The organism is Clostridium sp. MT-14, assembly GCF_042436595.1.
Taxonomy (GTDB): domain Bacteria; phylum Bacillota; class Clostridia; order Clostridiales; family Clostridiaceae; genus Clostridium_B; species Clostridium_B aromativorans.
In genome coordinates this window covers 140,308-159,318 of sequence record NZ_JBHMIY010000003.1, presented here as the reverse complement: position 1 = coordinate 159,318, position 19,011 = coordinate 140,308, and the positions used below count along the sequence as shown (strand labels likewise).

Sequence of the window (19,011 nt, the reverse complement as noted above, 5' to 3'; positions counted from 1 at the left end):
AAACTCATTCATTCCCTTTATAATATATTTAATAGTAAGGAAATACCATATTTAATGGTATTTCCAATAATTTATCCTTGTTTATTTATATAACTTAAAGCATCTCGTGCAAATTCTTCAGCAGTATCTTTATCAGTTCCATATACTTTACCAATCTGAATTATATATTGTGTTGGCACTACAGGAGTACTAACGTTATTACTATTAGATCCTCCAATATTATTATCCATAACATTTTTTATTTTAGACATAGTATTATAATAATCTTGAACCATAGGACTATTACTTAGACCTATGCTATTTTCTTTTAATTGCTTATTTACTACATCAGGAAGTTGCATTAAAAATGAATGTAGTCCTTGTCCTTGATCATAATTTATTACTGTTTCAGGTTTACTTTTACTACCATGTAACATTGCCATCCCTGTAAAGTCAACGTCACCGCCTTCAGCAAATCCTTCTATATCTACTGGAAATCTATCAAATTCATCTAATAATTTTTGTATTGCTGCTAAGGTATCTTGCCTATTATTCCCCCATAACCATCTAGCACCTGAAGGTAATACATTTTCACTACCTTTTATTACACCTGGGCCACCTACTACTATATCATTTTCATTTAAATCAATTCCACTAATATCATTGGTATCAATAAACGTATATCCAAATTTACCTAATAATTTCTTAGCATTTTCTAAATCTGTGCCAGTTCCAAATACTCTACCCGATTGACTCATAATTCCAAATTGTTTTATATAATCACTCATAGTTTGATTATTATATTCCGAAATATAAGGAATAGTACCATTAACCGAATCCTTGAACATTTGCAAAAATAATGCTGTTTGATACCTGTCTCTACCTGTCAAATTCGTTGCACCATTTATTTTATTATTAGGTACACTACCACTTAACACAATATCCCCTGATTGAGGATTAACTTGATCAGCAGATGTCCAACTTGTATCCACATAATTATATCCTTCTGTACCTAATATAGACTCAGCATTTTGTAAATCAACACCAGTACCATATACAGTTCTAACTTTAGATGTAGAATTGATTTTAGTCGTATCTAAAGTACCAAATTCATTCATTAGATCCTGTACTTCTTTTAATTGATCTATTAATTCAGTTTTTATTTTATTACCAAGAACTGTTAATCCTTCTCCGAATTCATCTTCATAATTCTTTAATGCAGTTTCTAAGTCCACCTTGTTTCCATTAGAATCTAATAAATAACCACCTATTAATGCTTGATTAGCTTGTTTATTTAAATTTGCATCATCATTACTATTATCAATAGCATCGGCATATGATTGTTCTAATTTCTCATATTCATCTTTAGCTTTATTCAAGGCATCTTCCCTATTTTGGATATTCTGATCCATAGTATCACTAGCGAATTGTCTATTGGCTTCATCTAATTGCTTCTGTAAATCTTCTCTTTGTGCTTTAGAAGCGATATCATCACCTTGTATAGCATTTAATTGCCTTTGCAAATCATTAATATTTTGAATATCTGTATAATTAGTTTCATTGTTTTCCAGTTTTTTTCTAGCTTCTTCTAATTTGTTTACTTCTTTATCTACAGCATCTTCAAATAATTTAAGATTCTTATCTAATCCATCTTTAAATAATTCATTGTTCTTAGATATTATTTCTTTAATTTTGTCAAGAATTGTACTAGTCAAATCGGATATAGAGTTTTTTATATCTTCAATTCCTTTGTTATCCTCAGATAATGTTGTTTTTGCTTTATCTAATTCAGCATTTATTTCTTTAATTTTATCAAAAAGATAAACCGCACCTGTTTTTGCTTCTTCTGCATTTAATTCACGCAATAAATCTGTTAAACTTTGAATATATTTTTTATCTTCATCTACTTTTTGAGTCTGTAATGATAATTTTGAAGATAAATCAACAGTTTTAGCATTATCTAATCTATTTAGAGCATTTTCAATTAAAGTTAAATTCGTTTGAATAGTAGTTGTAATATTATCAAACTTAGATTGTGCCCATGCATATCCAGCTTCTTTTATAGCTTTTTGTACATCTGTTATAGTATTTACAAGTTCAGTACTTTTTTCTTGCATCTCTTGTAATACCGCATCTGTATATACACCACCTGGATTCTTTAATTGGGAATTGACAAAATTTTGTTCGTTTTTTAATATTGCTATTTTACTATTCGTAGTATCTAATATTTGTTTTAAATTTGCAATATAAGCATTATCATTTTCGCCGTCTATATCTTTCATTGATTCCATTTTCTGAATGGAAGAATCTATTAATTTCGTTTGATTGTCGTATTGAGTAATCCAATCTTCATATATATCCTTATATAATTCATGTATTTTTTGAGTATCATCCTCAATTTTAGAAGCATATTCTTCAACTTTTGACATCATATCTTGTTCATCTGATAATGTCCCTGAAACTGAAGTTGTTGGCATTTCTAATTTATCGTTTGCAAATTGAGATGCATAATTTAATACTGCATTAGCATAAGATTGAGATCCCCCACCATATTCGCCTGTATTATATAAAGCTACACCTTGACGCTCACCATATTTTTTAACCAAATAAGCTAAATATGCAGTACCACCCATAATATTTTGATATGGATTATATACATCAGCAACACCCCATTCACTAGCTGTTCCAGGCATAAGTTGCATAAGTCCCTTAGCTCCTGCGGGTGATACAGCACTTGCATCCCAACTACTCTCTTCCTGAATAACACCAGCAATTAAATTGGGACTTAAACCATATTTTTGTGCAGCAGCATTTACTATATCTGCATATGTTAATTTAGAAGATGTTACCGAAGTATTAGAACCATTACCTGATATAATCCTTCTAGCACCGATATAATCATTTCTAGCATCTAGATCAGATATTTTAACAACATCACCAGTTTTGGGTGCTTGTACATATTTACCATCACCTGCATATATACCTACATGTCCTGGACTACTCCATGAACCATCTGAACCTTTAAAAAATACCAAATCACCAGGTTCAAGATCTTGTTTACTTACAGGAGTGCCTTGCTTATATTGATCATAAGTTGTTCTACTTAATTCAACACCAACTTGTTTATATACATATTGAACAAGTCCACTACAATCAAAGCCCTGTGGAGATTCACCACCCCACACATATGGGGTTCCCAAATACTTCTCTGCATCTGTAACAATTTGTTTTCCAATAGCTGTACCACTTTGATTTGCAACAATAGATCTCATACTAGTTACTGAAGAAGCACTAGCCTGAGCATCTTGATATATCCCAATTTCTTGCTTTACTAACTCAATCTCCTGTTGCATTGAAGTTCTACGTTTCTCAGAACCTTTTGCATAATTCTCAGTAATATCTTCTTGCTTTTTTATTACATTAGCCAATGAAGATAGTTGTAATTCATACTCTTTAGCTACTTCTTTAGCTCTATCCATTGTAGCTGTATTATCTTCGATTTTTTTCGTATTATTTTCTAATGCATCACTATTATCATTTACAGCATCAGTTCCATCTTGTGTAGATTTTGTATTGTCATTTTGAGCATTTGTATTATTCTTCACAGCGTCCGAAGCTTTATTATATTGAGTCATATATTTATTCCAATCTATATCACCCTGATTTTCACTTGCTGCTTCTGATTTTAATGCTTTCAATTTCTTTTCAGACTGATTCAATAAATCTACATTATAATTATAATCTGTAAGATCCTTACCTAATGTACTATTTTTTACTTTATCACCTATTACGGGGATTTTTTCAATAAACGTAATTAACCCCTTTAGGACAGTCATTTCTGCCTTATATGCATCTATACGCCCTTGAGCATTCTTTATCGTAGTTTCAGTTTGATTTATTTCATTTTGAATCATTGATTTAGCTTTTGCTTGTCCTACTTGAGCTACCAATGCAATATAATTTCCTTCAGCACTTAGAGAAACTATTTTTTCATCAATCATTTGTTTATTTTTATCGATGGCATCTGTATCACCATTAGTTACATCAATTAATCCAGGAACTAAATCTTTTAACTGTGCTGTTGTATCGGCTAATTTCTTTTTTTCATCTGCTGTTAAATCAGTTCTACTTGCTAATTTAACATATGTATCTTCTAAATTACTTAATTGGTTCTGTTCATCTTTTAATTGACTAGAAGCAAATGCAGTTTCAGAATCACTTTTTAAGTCTTCAATTTTTTCATTTATCTTTCCCACTAATCCCTGAACATCATCGAGATCATTCTATTACTTTCAGTATTTCTACTTACAGACCATATATTAATATGGCGGTTAAGGTACTTCCGAAAGTGTCTGGTTACACTTGACCTTAACTCTCACGTTTCATTTCTAGATTATAGCGTGATGTTTAGACTGTTCCACTAAGATATAATTACTATCCCATTGATTCGTTCCAGTCGTTGTTGGTGACTCAAAATATTTTAATAATAAAAATAAGCAAAGTGTGTCGAAGACTTTACTTATTCATTAATAACTTGACTTTTTTGTTTAAATATTAAATAATCATCATAATACATCCATCTTAAATGATCTCCTGTTATTGGATCTTTTCCCGCATATTTAGCTATATTTTTACAACAATTAATTATGTTAACATTGTTTTTAAAATACCTTTTTGCTTCGGATACAGAATTAAATATTTTTTTATTATTTAAACATATTACTTTCGTACCATTATTCCCAAACAATTTACCATTGTTTTTTTGAATTTGTTTAGGATTATATTGGCACCAATTTAACTTAGTTCCTTGTTTTAAATAATTTCTTATAGTACCGTCACTTATATTCAATATTTCCCCTATCTTATTAGTAGAATAATCCTTTTGTTGCCATAAATCACAAGCTTTTTTAACCAAGGAATTACATGCGTATTTATGGCATTTCAACCAATCTATTTTATTTAAATTAAATATATTATTTAATTTATTAATTATATTATTCTTTATGTATTTTAATTCTGATTTATTACATTCTATTCTAATAACTTCAATTTTATGGTTATTTGCTAATTTATCTTTTATATTATCTATGTATTTACTTTCTCCTTTTGTTTGTCCACTTATTTTATTATCTTTATTATGCCATCCTCCATCAGTTTCCACTATATATTCATTATTATTAATTTTAAAATAGAAATCATATCTGCCTTTTTTATTTTTACTATTTAATTTATATTTACACCACTTAGGAGAATATTGATATATAAATTTTATATTTAATTGTTCTGAAACTCCCACACCTAAAGGCAAGGGGTTCTTATATACATAAACTTCTATATTAACTCGAAAGCTAATATAACTGATTTATTTCTATAAGACTTTTACTATCAAGGATTGCAACCANGGGGTTCTTATATACATAAACTTCTATATTAACTCGAAAGCTAATATAACTGATTTATTTCTATAAGACTTTTACTATCAAGGATTGCAACCAATCCATTAACGATAGTATAAGGCTCGCTTCAAAACCTTTATTATAAATTCTATAAGCATTCATCCCACGCTTAAAAGACGTGGGCTTTCTGCTAAGATTTTGTAAACTATTAATAAAAACTTTTTTCATCCTTTTCTCCCTTGTACATAATACATTTCTACTTAAAAAATTCATTATTAATTTTCAACACTTTTTTATTTATTTTTTATTATTAAAATATTTTGAACCTTCCAAGGCATCGCCTATCACTAGGTTTCTGCCGTATATTAGAATCAATTTTCTTAGTAGTTTATGTATTATACTACTAAGCCACATTTTTCTTTATGGTAATAGTTCAGGATCTTCCTGTATGATTTTTTTATCTGATGCATTTAATTTACCATTTATCTTTATATCATTTAATATTTTATTATATTTATTGATCTGCCGGACATCAGTTGTAAATTGATTTTTAAATTCTTTTACACTTTTGTTTAAAGAATTTATTTTAGTAATATCTTGAGATATTTTACCGGTATCTATATTAAAAACTTTTTTTAACTGATTAGCAGATAATGAAGTACCTGATATCTGTTTTATCTTTTTTACTAAATTATCGGTATCTTTAGTGTACTTTTCTACAGGTACTGCTCCAGATTTCACTTGTTTATTTAACCTATTGATTTCGCTTATTAATTTTAAGCTATCATTATTAGCATATAACTTACTAACTGCATTTACTTGTTTCTGGACATCTATACCTGACTTCATCTTACTAAACTCAGTATTTTGCATTGCCCAATTCTTTATTGATGTTTGTAAAGCTGGATTAAGTTTTTGATAAGCATCGTCAATTTTTAATATATCTGGAATAATATTTTTATACCAACCAGATGCCTGTGCATTTTCTTTGTTTAATTGTGCTGTCATTGCTGCTGTTTGAGATTTATTAGCAAAGAAATCTTGAAAAGATCTTATCGGATGAGTAAAACCCATCTTTATATTATTTGCAAAATTTCCAGCTCCATAACTTTGATTTAAATATCCAATTCTGTTATTATTTTGTTCCTGTTCTGCTTCCGATTCTTCTTTAAATCCACTACTATTAATTACTTTTTGAGATTCCCATCTTGCTCTTTCTTTTTCTTTATCTATTAAATCTTGTAAATTACCTTTAACTGTTAATATTGCGTTCCCTTGAGAATCATAACCACTTACAAGATCAGGAAATTTAGATGCTAAATTATTGTTCATATCATTCAATGCTTTTGTATCTTCTGTTAAAGGCGTTAACCCTTTATCTTTGTATGTTTGTACTCTATCATATACATCACTATATTTAGCAGACATTTCACTAAGCATTGATACATTAGATTCATGATCTTGTATATTTTGCTTACTAGACTGTAATAATTCCTGGTTCTTTTGTTTTAATGTATCTACTTTATTAACATAATCTTCTATCTTTTGTATCAACATACCTATAGCAATACTTATTCCCATCGTGATGGCTGCGTTTAAAGCAATCTCTGCTACTCGCAATACTCCAGTAGCTACAGCTGTTAATCCAGTTTCTATTCTTAATGCTTTCATTGTAGCAGTTGTTCGTTCTAATAAAGTCGGAGTTTGCCCCGTTGTTTTATTTAGTCTTTGTACTGCTTCAATCGCTGTATTATATGATGTGCTTATATTCTTTATATCAGATAATCCTTTTCCAAATACACGTATTCCTGTTCCACTTACTAAATCTATAGGTTTAAAATTTTTAAATTTATCAAATTGCGTTAAAATAGGTACAATTCCGCTGAGCAAAGTTGGTAGCAAACCAAACTGACTTGTTAGGCTAGTAAAAGTTTTTAACAATCCATTAAGAGCATCAATACCCTTATTAATTTCTCCTGAATTACCTATAGTACGATATAATTCCTCTACCGAATGTTTGAAATCATTAATCTTTGCTTGTGTACCTTTAGACCACACATTATTATATTTATCTTCTGCGTATCCAGCACTTTTACCTATATCCTTAAGCATACCATTAACTTTATCATAATTCTGCATTAATACCTGGAAGTCATTCAAGTGATAAGTACCGGCCATTGCCTTGCTAACTGCTGCTTGTCCCACACCAGATAATTTATTATATTTACTAGCAACTTCATCCAATACCTCTTCAAATGACTTAAAGGTATTTTTGTCTTTTCTTATATCTATATTTGCATATCTTTTCAAATCTCTCTCAACGTTACTCAATGGTTCGTTATTAGGATCAAATTTTTTTCCACCTTTTACATTTTCGAATCTTGCGAACATTGCATTAAATGATTCGCCTATACTTGAAGCGCTTTTTCGTGTAGCACTAGAAACAGTACTTATATAAGATAACAAATGATCAAAATCGACTTGTACAGATTGAGCAGTTGAAGATGAACCCTGCATTGCAGTTGCAATCTCCTTAAAACTTGTAGCACTATCGTTATCAGCTTTTGTAAGTTTTGAAATTACATTCATCATGCCTTGTGCATCTTTAGTATTCATTCTAAAACCATTAGATATAGCTATTAACTGATCTGCTACTTCCTGATTAGTTTGTCCTGATAATGCAGCACCTATAGTGGTCGCTTTTAACATAGACTTACTTTCTTTAACAGTTTCTCCAGCTCTAAGGAAAGTTTCAGCTCCATCCATCATTTCTTTATTAGTAGAATGTAATTGAGTAGCTAAATCAGCATATTGATCTGTTAGTCCCTGTATCTGTTGATTATTCATTCCAGTAATCATCTGAATGTTCGTTTGAGATTTATTAAGTTCATTCAAACTTGAAATTGCTTCTTTAATTTGATTTAAAGTTCCAAAGAGTGCAGTACCAGCTACCGTCCATTGTAACATTCCTCTGATACTACTTAACATTTGTTCTCCAAGTGTACCATGCCTACTACTTAAATCTTGAATACCTTTTGACATATTATATATAGAACCTGTAGTTTCATCCATAACAGCTCTATATTTACTAACAATATTATGTCCTTCATTAACACTATAATTAACTTCTCTTATTTTGTTACCGAGACTATCTACATTGTTTTTAACGCTAGAAACATTCGCTCCTGCATTAACACTCTGACGTAAAAAATCCTGGATATCTCTTAATCCAGAATTCATATTTAATCCACTAGCAGAAAAACTACTAATTTTTTCACCCAAGTTTTGAGTTAAACTTTGTGTCCTAACACGTTCATTTAATTCATTTTTTAATTGTTGATGTTTGGTAATGATTTTATCCATATCACCAACTAAATTATTAGTTTCTGGATCAAATCCCTTTAGAGAATTGATGTATCTTTCAACTTCACCTGGATTTAATACAGATTTATATTTATTACTAATATTATTTAATTCATTTTCTTGTGATCTAATAAAACTATTTACATTTAGATATTCATTGGACAATCTACGTAAATTATTAATTTGTTCAGTAATATTAATTTTATCTTCAGCAGTTAAAGATTGCTTTTTTGCTTTATATTCATCTAACAGACTAAAAATATTCCTATATTGATTTTGTAAATTACCATATAAACCACTATTAGTATCAATTTTTGTACTATAACCAGATTGAATATTTTTCAATCTCTCTTGTTGAGAAGATATATATTTCAATAAATCCTCTTGTTCTTTTAATTGTTGATTCTCATCTTGAATCTTTTTTTCATAATCTTTTTGTTGTTCAACTAACTTATTATATTGAGTTTCAATACCTTTTAATTGACTAGTATCGGAAGTTCCAGCTAAAGAATTCAATCTATTCTCTAAATCTAATATCTTGGTATTATCTACTCCACCATTATTATTTCTATACAAGCTATTTATTTTAGCAGTGTACTTATCAATAAAGGAAATAACTTTTTGTATATTAGATTGCTGTTTGTTAAATAAGCTATCAGATTCTTTAGATACAGAACTTATTTGTTTCCTTATATTCTCAAAATCAAGTTTACTGCTATCTATATTTAAAGAATCTAAAGTTTTTTGTAAATTCTCTATAGTACCTGGAGATAACATATCTTTGTTATTAATTTGATTAATAGCTTGTGTCCATTTTTCTTTAAATTCTTCAACTTTTTTTACCAGTTTATCAGTATTATCAGTTATGCTTTTAATTCCATCAAATTTATAAAGATCTTTACCATTCATTGCAAATTGTAAGTCTACTATTTTCCCCTTTGCAACTTCAATAGAAGCAGCAAGTTTTTTTATACCATTTTCATCAATTAAATTACTTTTTATATTTCTAATCTCACCCAGCGACTTTAACTTTTGTTTAACTTCATCTAAGTTACCAGAATAATTTTTTAATTCCTTTATTTGAGTAAGAATATTATCCATATTGAAGCCAATCTTATTACCATTCAATCTTTCAGTAGCTTGATTAACTTTATTTATGACTTCATTTATTTGACTTAACTGTTGAGTTGTATCATTATTAATATCAAAACTTAGCTTCAAATTTGTTGCTTTTGATAATCTTTCCAATGCTCTGTTTAAATTTTGTAAATTAGCATTATAATTATCAAAATCAATATCAATGCTGATTTTTAATCTATCTTCACCCATAAAATCCCTCCTATTATTTATGTGATTTTATACATAATAAAGGAAGTGTATTAATAAGTTATCTTAAGAATATTTAAAGAGAAATAATTTATTAATACACTTCCAAAAACAAACTTAGAAGAATAGTATTGATATCTGTTATTATTTCACATCAATACCACTCTTCTTTAATCCATTTTTTAATGCCTGAACATATTGTTTATTTTGTTTTAAATCATTTATAGTATTTTTAGTGAAAGGTCTTGGATATGGTTGCTGTTTATATATATCGCTATATTCCCATGTATACCCAATACCTTCTTCAATTATATGTTCGATATATCCTGAAGTTGATCCCATTATCCATTTAGTGTTTCCTCTGGTGTTATTTGTTACATACATACTGATCCCATTAACATTATCAGTAAATTGAGCATCGATATTTTTTCTGTCTATTAATCCATTGTTTGACATTCTTCTTTCATACATCATAGGATAGTATGCATCATATACTGTTTTTTCAATAGTTTCTATTTCAACATCTTTTATTTTTTCTGTCATATCTTTTTGAGCTACTTCTCTAGCTCGTGATATAAGTTGTTCTCTTAATTGTTGTAAACTATTTGCCATATTATTTCTTACTACTTTCTAATGGATTTTTACTTATCTTTTCTATTTTCTGTAAATTGTCTCTGATTTCTTTTGGTACATTTAACTCATCTTGATTTATTAATTTATTGGCGTTTTCTTGTAACATAGCACCTTTTATTGCTATTATCGTTCCATTTATAATATCTTGTTTTACATCAAGCATTTTCATTATAAGTTTAGTTAATTCATTACTTAAAATATGATTAACTTCCTCTAAATCTTCGTCTGGATGCTCAATAATATCTTTTAATTCTCCATCATCAACTTTATCTATATCCTGCAAATCAGTTAATTCTTTATACAAAATTCTAAATACTTCTTCTCCACTAATTTCCACTTTATTATTTTCTTTATCAACATGAGATTCTACAAACTTTTCTATATAATTATACTGTTCAGAAGTCGGAGCATAAACAGTTATATCATTCACTATTTTTATTACTTTTCTTACCTCTTTACCATTCTCATCTAGTTTTTGTTTTTTATTAATTATACTAGTCGCCATTAATTTTTCACCTCATCATAATCTAAAATTTGGTCAGCACAAAATTCTTCCACAATATTATTAATTACTTTTAATATAGTGTTTTTAAGTATAATTCCATATTTACTAGGATCATTAAATAAATAATCAATAAACATTTTTTTCTCATTTCTTTGTAACTCTATATCAGTAATTAATTGAGTAGCCAATAAAAAAGTCATTTTATTAGTTATATCTATTTCTACTTTATCACCATCGTTTGATTTACTATTTTTTATTAAAGATTCTATAATCTTTTCCTTCACTTCCTCTGAAGGAGTTGTTTCTACTTTAATTGGAGCTTCACCATCATGTAAATCGACTTCTTTTATAGTAGATTTTCTTTTTAATATATTTAAATTTATTTTTCTACTCATATAAACCTTACATACTCCTTTAAAATATAATTATAGGTTGAGGAATATGCCCCCAACCTATTCATTCTAATTTATTAATTTATTTTTCTTTTATAGACATTTTGTTCTTTGTATATTCTACAGTAACAATATCACCCTTTTTATATTTATTATTTTTATTAATAAAGGAAAATCTTAATCCTTTAAAAGCAATAAAAAATTTATCATTTATTACTTCAACAACTCTGCAATTCATTGTTTTCGTTACATTATTAGTATTCACAGCAGGTTTTACATTCGTTGCTGATTTTACTGGTTCTGTTGCCATAATATCACTCCATTCTTTATTAAAATAACAATTAAATAAATTATTATGCTGCTATAATTTCGTCTTCAATTTGCATAATAATTATTCTTTGATCCCTTGTAGGTTTTAATGCTTGTATATCAAATTTGTATGTTGCTGGATCTCCATCAGGCTTAAATACAAATTCGGTATCTGCTATCAATTTTCCTTTTGGTATTATTATATGTGCATTATGATCATATCCATCTTGATCTCTGAATAATGTTTGACCTTCCCAATAATATGTACCTGCATATTTATCAGCATCTATAGATACTTCTGTCAAATTTTTATTATAATAATAATCTACAATCACCGTATCTCCTTCTACAAAATCATCTCCACTAAAGAACAATTTTGCAGAAGAAGCGGGAGCAACAGGTTCAGTGGTTGCAGGAGTATAATTCTGCAATACGTAATTACCCTTACTAACTGTAGTTGTTTCAGTAGAAGCCGTAATTTCTAAATCATTACTTGCTTCATCTGTTAATATTACAGAACCATTTCCTGCACCCTTAAACACATATATTAAATGATCGTTGCTATCTAAATCGACACCATGTATAGGTTCTCCATTTTTATCCAATCCTAATTCAACATAGTATTCTGCACCAGTTGGGGCAGTCACTCCAGGTGGTATACTTTTCACAAATAAAGCATCTTTTTCATTTACAAATTTTTGACCTTTTTGTACATTTGTATTAAAATATAATCCTAAATTCTTAGCAGAGAACAATGCATCTTCACAATTAAAAGTAGTTTCTCTATTTCCAGTCCATCCTATCAATTGAGGATTTCCTTGTCCACCTCTTGCATATACTGTTGAAGTTTTATTAGTTAATTGAGTTGCTTTCAAATAGTCAAAATAAACTTTTGGTTTTTTTGTAAGAATATCTTTAGCAACCATATTTAACACTTCTCTACTACCAAATTCTTGTCCTTCATTATTTCCCATAAATATAATTCCTCCTTATTAATTTTTTACTAACTCTTAACATATTATAATTTTTTTAGATAAGTATTATTTTTAAAATCAATACTTCCTCCACCAAAACTATTACCTAATAAATATTTCTGCATACTATAATTTTCATTTACTGCAATTCTTTGTAATTGATCTTGTAATATATACATATTAATATCATAAACACTTACTATATTAAGACCTATATCATTATTACTAGCCACAATAGATATGATATCTCGTAATTGTAGACCTGAATTTTCTTTACTTTTTTGCACCGTCTTTCGCATTTTATCTCTTAATTTTATTAATTCATTTGCAACACTATTAAATGGATTCAATTTTTCTTTTTTTTTTTCAACAATAACATTTTGTATTTTTAAAATAGTTCTTATGTCCTCAAAATTGCTTTCATTTATTAATTTGTTATCTTTTAAATCATTAATATAAAAGACTGCTTTTTTAATATCTTGAATACGACCACTAAATAAAAAACCAATTTTATCTTCTTTTTCCCCTAAAAAATATAATAGTGCATTTTGAAACAAATTAAAAAATTTTTTGCTTTGAGCACATTGTAAAACCAGCAAATCAAAACTAGTCATATTCATAAAAAGATTTCGTTCTACTTCATTGCATCTTTGTAAATCGAAATTTTGTAGTATATCATTTTTATCCAATAATAATATATTCAAACAATTATAAAAATTTTTTTGTCCATATTTAACTATTTCATTTAGAGATTTTGGCTTTATCTCTATGTTGTTTACTTTACAAGATAAATTTGCTAATGCTTTATCTTCAATATCTTCTTTATCCATATGTTATTTCCTTAATGTTCATCAATTATTTTATAAGCAAATTTAAAATGAACAAAATTTATATTATTTTTAGGATAATAATGTATCCAATTTGCATTTGTTAAATTTAATTGACCAATACCAAAATTTCTATTGTCACTAAGCAAACTATCTATTTGATTCATAATTTTGTACATTCTATTTCCATTAGATATTTTTATCAGTTTATTATACATAAAGATATCAATAACAAGGAAACTATTTTTATAAAAATTATTTGTGATATTAGGTTCAAAGTTATCGAAATAATAACAGATTATAGTTTTTTGCAAATCTTGTGTTGGTGTTATAGGAGCATCGAAAAAGTTATTCTCTATCAAATTCAATAAGTCCTTTTCTTTTAAATCAGCTTTAGATAGCGGATCATTATCAGTATAATTTATTAATTTTAATAATTTTTGATTAGATAAAAATAGTTCTAAAACTAATTCATCATAATGTTCAATCTGCTTTAATCTTGCTAGTATTTTATTATTTATCATTATTTATCATTCCTTATTTACAGTGATATTCTTTATAATAAAAGTAGGTAATCCTATCTCTTTTATATCTAATGTTTTCGTCCATGAATCAACGATCGCAAAAGCTTGATTACCTGTTACTGGATTAGAATTAAATAATTTTTCACCTACAGAATTAATTATTGTTAAATCATACATATCTTGACTAACATCTAAATCTTCTCTAAAAGTAGCATAAATTTCAGTATCTTTATATTCAGTTTTTGCCTGAGTTAAAGTAGTTATACTATCTTTAGCAACTATTAATTTTATCTCTTGAGTAGAACCACATACAAATTTTCCAACTGAATCAGGCGAATCAATATCTAAATCACTAATTTCTAATATCTCTTCTCCATTTTTTAGGATTTGTATAATTCCATCTACTCCGTTTGTACTTAACTTTATTGACGAAGGTAATGGCTCCAATATTACTGCATTTACATTTGTATATGAAGTAGTATCTACTTTAGATATCTTTAAATCTTCATTTATTATAAATTTCTGTTGAGACATAAAAACCCCTGGCTAAGGAAACTTAGACAAACTTAACCTCTCCTTTCTCTATTTTATTTGTTTCTTTCTAAGTTTAAAAATAATATATTTTATTAAATCTCCATATTAATTTGCAAGATTTAATTCCATAATTTCTGAATGTATTTCCTTTTATGGAAGTGAAATTTATATTTCCATTTGTTTTTATTGCTGTTATATATCCTATATAACTTTCTCCATTTCGTTTCGTATATTTAATTAAATCCCTGTGTTTGAATAATTCGTTAGTATTTTTTGCTTTCGATTGTCTCCTCATAGGCTTTATAATCCAATCTTTTATATTACAATCTTTAGAATTTACTCTTAAATCTGTTATGACCACAGCATCATTGCTATGACTTTTATTTACGCCCCAATCTATTCTCTTATTAGCAGTATCTCCACCTGTCGTTAATATTAATTCACCTAACTTACTTAATTCATTTCTTAAATATATTTTACCCTGCATCACATGTTGAGCATAATCAAATCTTATATTATTACCTTTTATTATATCTTGATAATGTTTTATAAATAATTTTTCTTTACCTTCTGTCTTTTGATGACAATTACTACATAACGTAATTAAATTACCTAAATTATTACCTCCATGCAATCTTCTGGGTACAATATGATGTACTTCAAGAATACAATCAGATTTCCCGCATTCTTGACATCTACAATCATCTCTTAATATAACTGCTTTTCTTATATTCTCATCTAATCTATTAGATTTTTGATATTGCCATCTATATAATTTATGTCCCTCTGTCAATGTTCTTATATCTATTGCTACATCTTCAAGATGATATTCCAAAATATCTATATATTTATTTAATCTATTAATCACCCTTAAAGTAGTTTGTTTTTTCTGCAATATACTTGGAGCAATTCTATTTTTCCTTCTACTATTAGCTCTATTATCAAATCTAGGTTTCCTATATCTTTTATGACTCCTATGATATCTTCTATATCCACGTCTAGTATCCATCAAAGATTTTACATCTTGTCTCTGTTCTATAGTCCCTTTAAAGACTACTTTATTTTTAGTTTTACATTTCTGTACTATAGCAATACCAACATGAGCAGATCCATCATCAATACCACAAATAAAGTCAGAATTATCTTTATCTTTTTTAGATTTTACTTCTCTTTTTAATTGAATTATCATAGGGTATTTTTTAACTTGTATTGCTTTGCCTTTTCTAATTAAATACCAAGCCTTATTTATCTTACAGGGACTTAATTTATTACCTTTATTATCAATAACAAAACTATATTGATTATTATTAATATTATTAGTCATTTCTGACTGACCTCACTTTCATGGGAATTCTCTTCTTGCCAATGTTATAAAGAGAATATGTGTTTCTCTGTTATCTCTACAGGACAATAGTAGAGTTTCTTGATTGGCACTCATAGAGCTTCAGACTGAAGATTACATCTAAAGGTATGTCTTTACCTTACTTTATAACGTAGTTCATCATGCTATAGATTTTTCAACCTACTACACTCACTAAGACTTGAGAACATAAAATAATCAATTATACAAAATATCAAATGTCCAATTTTGTATAATTATTTTACAACTATTTTAAGTTCCTTGCTAATTTGACGTTAAACTTTTTATTTCTATTTCAAAATCTCTTTTTATCATATTATTACGATCGCTTACCGATAAGATCAATATTCCGTATTGATGATTCTTATTACATTGTATTGTGCAAGAATTTGCAGTTGTACTAATTATATCGCCTAATAATACAGCTTGATTAATATCTTTATTTCTTACAGTAAAATTAAAGATTTCATCCTGTATGACTATATCATTATTTTTTAACTGTGCAATAAATGTATTATTTATAAAAGGCATTACACTAAAATTACCATTTTTATCTTTTAACTCAATACTATAATTATTTACTGGTGTATCTTCAATTACATTTAATGAACAATTATATACAGCAATATTATTTTCGTCTTCCTCATTACCTTGAATACTTATACTAATATTACATATACCTGTCTTATATGTAGTAACAACTATATTTTCTCCATTATTTTTAATAGTAGCAATATTTTCATTATCACTATAACAAATAATTTTATTAAATATATTTTTGTTATTTTTTATGTCTATAACACTATTTCTATTTTTTAACTCTATATTTAAATTTTGAGTACATCCTTTACTCAAAGTCAATATATTATTATTAGCGTCTAATATTGTTAAAAAATAATTGCTTTTTAAATTTGTATAGTTTGCAATGTTTAATTCTAAATTATCTACTAACAAATTTATTTCAGTACTTATCATCGTGATATTTAAAAGTCCTTTTTCTGAACTCCTATTTATATTTGTAATCTTAAATTTATCCACATGATCGAATATAAATTCCATATCTTTTTTTAGATTATTAGTTTCTTCATTATTCTGTACTTTTATTTCTATAACTTTATTTGTTACACTAATATCACCATAATATATATAATCATTCATACTTGATGTAGGAGAAGTGTATATACAAGGCATTGTGATAATATCTCCATTACCATTTATCCAATTAAGACAATTATTACACTCTCTAATAAAACTAATATCATAATCCTGCTTTTCTTCTCCACTCAATATACTCAGATAGACTTTTGTTTCACCTTTTATATTTCTATAAATATAATCACCTATATTAATTTCATCAATTATCGACCACATTTCTCTAGTTAAAGGATTAATTTTTTCTTTACTTATTTTTTTACTATAATCTACAACAATACGGGTTTCTTTTTTTATACTAGCAGATTTTACTATTACCTTTTCTGCCCTGTCTGTATTAATTAATATATTAAAAGGAGATATAGCTTTATGATATTGATTATTATATCTTTTAGATAAATCTAATATCATATTGTCATTTGTATCAGTATTACCATTTAAATATCTTCTATAATAATTAATATCCAAAGTCAAAACAACATCTCCTTTCTACTTATATATAGATTTAATTTCCCATGTTTTTCTATCCCTACTCAAATAATTATTTATATTTCTCATATTTGTATTCTCAATAGAGTTTAACATTTTTAAAAAGCTATCTCTATTTGCAGCAGGAGAAAAAACATTCAATTCATTAGAAGTAAATGTTAATTCATAAAAATGCATCTTGTTTCTATCTTCTGCTCTGTAACACTCGTACATTAAATCTACAAGTAACTTAATTTCTTGATTAAATAAAATTACATTAAATGTTTCATTCTTGTCATCTTTGTCATAAAAATCAACATCTGGTTTTCCTATATCATAAATTTTTCCTATAGCTTGATTTAATAAATCAACACAATGGTCTTTAACTAAATCTTCCACTTCTTCCTCAGAAATATTTTTATAGGCTAAAAAATCATCATCGTTTTTTAATCTCTTTACAAATTTATCAAATACTTCTTTATAAGTAGTCATACTATACACCTACTACACTGTTTTAGATTTTTCAGATGATGCTTTTGCCGTTGTTCTTTTACCTTTATTATTTTTTAATTCAGCGTTTTCTTTCTTTAAGTCTTGTACAATTTTCAATAAATCTGTTAAAGATTTCTTTGTTTCTTGTTCTGATTTTTGTTTTTCTTGTTTTAAATTATTAAATTCCTCAGATAATTTTTTAATCATACTAGTTAACTCATTTTCATTATTGGCTTTTTTCTGCTTTTCCAATAAACTATCTAAATATCCTTTTTCATTTTTCTTTCCCTGGTTTCGTAAGGAATCATATCTATCATTAATAACATTAATTATATCAATTGGAGCAGATTTACCAACTCTTTCTAAATTAAATAACATTGACTTCATTCTAGTTATTAAAGAAAAAGACTTAATATTATTTATTCTCTTTAAATTATCCATACTATCATTTAATAGTACCTTTACAATGTCTTCATCAGCCAATATATTTTCTCTATCTTCAATTCCTAATTTTTTATAAATTTCATCTTCCTCATCAGGATGAAATCTCAACATTCCAGTTCTAAAAATATCACTATTAGCATTTTCTTCTTCTATATCTTCCCAAAGAATTCGTTTCATAGTATATTCTTTGTCTTTGTCTTTCCCACTTATAAAGTTCCCTTTTTTTAATACATTTGATGGAAATCCAACCGATGAGTTCCTATAATTATATACACGTACTTTCCCATTCAACAAGTTCATTTTTAAATCCTCCATATAAAAAACGCAAAAATA

General features: G+C 27.3%; 15 protein-coding genes. All 15 read right to left on the bottom strand.

Features of this window, described 5'->3' with window-relative positions:
• Positions 1-71: 71 nt before the first annotated feature.
• The 15 genes from ACFHWD_RS04115 to ACFHWD_RS04045 all read right to left on the bottom strand — a co-directional run bounded on the left by ACFHWD_RS04115 (position 72) and on the right by ACFHWD_RS04045 (position 18,978).
• On the bottom strand, positions 72-4,235 hold the full coding sequence (locus ACFHWD_RS04115) for an NlpC/P60 family protein (protein ID WP_378060654.1): 4,164 nt from the start codon (positions 4,233-4,235) through the stop codon (positions 72-74).
• Between the two features lie 263 nt (positions 4,236-4,498).
• A complete protein-coding gene (locus ACFHWD_RS04110) occupies positions 4,499-5,287 on the bottom strand; it encodes a hypothetical protein (protein ID WP_378060652.1) in 789 nt (262 codons plus the stop codon).
• A 508-nt stretch (positions 5,288-5,795) separates the two neighbouring features.
• Complete coding sequence (locus ACFHWD_RS04105; protein ID WP_378060650.1) at positions 5,796-10,067, bottom strand: phage tail tape measure protein; 4,272 nt, start codon at positions 10,065-10,067, stop codon at positions 5,796-5,798.
• A 141-nt stretch (positions 10,068-10,208) separates the two neighbouring features.
• Complete coding sequence (locus tag ACFHWD_RS04100; protein WP_378060648.1) at positions 10,209-10,676, bottom strand: hypothetical protein; 468 nt, start codon at positions 10,674-10,676, stop codon at positions 10,209-10,211.
• A 1-nt stretch (position 10,677) separates the two neighbouring features.
• Positions 10,678-11,202 (bottom strand): hypothetical protein, encoded by a 525-nt coding sequence (locus ACFHWD_RS04095; protein WP_378060646.1) that lies wholly within the window; start codon positions 11,200-11,202, stop codon positions 10,678-10,680.
• Positions 11,202-11,597, bottom strand: a complete 396-nt coding sequence (locus ACFHWD_RS04090; RefSeq protein ID WP_378060644.1) for a hypothetical protein — start codon at positions 11,595-11,597, stop codon at positions 11,202-11,204. The genes ACFHWD_RS04095 and ACFHWD_RS04090 overlap by 1 nt, the downstream gene beginning before the upstream one ends.
• A gap of 79 nt (positions 11,598-11,676) precedes the next feature.
• Complete coding sequence (locus ACFHWD_RS04085; RefSeq protein WP_378060642.1) at positions 11,677-11,904, bottom strand: hypothetical protein; 228 nt, start codon at positions 11,902-11,904, stop codon at positions 11,677-11,679.
• A gap of 43 nt (positions 11,905-11,947) precedes the next feature.
• The gene (locus ACFHWD_RS04080) at positions 11,948-12,877 is read right to left on the bottom strand and encodes a hypothetical protein (protein WP_378060640.1); all 930 of its coding nucleotides are present in this window, start codon (positions 12,875-12,877) and stop codon (positions 11,948-11,950) included.
• Between the two features lie 44 nt (positions 12,878-12,921).
• Entirely contained in the window at positions 12,922-13,707 is a 786-nt protein-coding gene (locus tag ACFHWD_RS04075; RefSeq protein WP_378060638.1) for a hypothetical protein, read from the bottom strand.
• 11 nt (positions 13,708-13,718) lie between these two features.
• Positions 13,719-14,228 (bottom strand): hypothetical protein, encoded by a 510-nt coding sequence (locus ACFHWD_RS04070; protein ID WP_378060636.1) that lies wholly within the window; start codon positions 14,226-14,228, stop codon positions 13,719-13,721.
• Between the two features lie 6 nt (positions 14,229-14,234).
• Positions 14,235-14,762: a hypothetical protein gene (locus ACFHWD_RS04065; RefSeq protein ID WP_378060634.1), complete on the bottom strand. Its 528-nt coding sequence runs from the start codon at positions 14,760-14,762 to the stop codon at positions 14,235-14,237.
• A gap of 73 nt (positions 14,763-14,835) precedes the next feature.
• The gene (iscB, locus tag ACFHWD_RS04060) at positions 14,836-16,086 is read right to left on the bottom strand and encodes an RNA-guided endonuclease IscB (RefSeq protein ID WP_378060632.1); all 1,251 of its coding nucleotides are present in this window, start codon (positions 16,084-16,086) and stop codon (positions 14,836-14,838) included.
• 300 nt (positions 16,087-16,386) lie between these two features.
• Positions 16,387-17,748 (bottom strand): hypothetical protein, encoded by a 1,362-nt coding sequence (locus ACFHWD_RS04055; protein ID WP_378060630.1) that lies wholly within the window; start codon positions 17,746-17,748, stop codon positions 16,387-16,389.
• 15 nt (positions 17,749-17,763) lie between these two features.
• Positions 17,764-18,234 (bottom strand): hypothetical protein, encoded by a 471-nt coding sequence (locus tag ACFHWD_RS04050; RefSeq protein WP_378060628.1) that lies wholly within the window; start codon positions 18,232-18,234, stop codon positions 17,764-17,766.
• 12 nt (positions 18,235-18,246) lie between these two features.
• The gene (locus ACFHWD_RS04045) at positions 18,247-18,978 is read right to left on the bottom strand and encodes a hypothetical protein (RefSeq protein ID WP_378060626.1); all 732 of its coding nucleotides are present in this window, start codon (positions 18,976-18,978) and stop codon (positions 18,247-18,249) included.
• Positions 18,979-19,011: the final 33 nt, after the last annotated feature.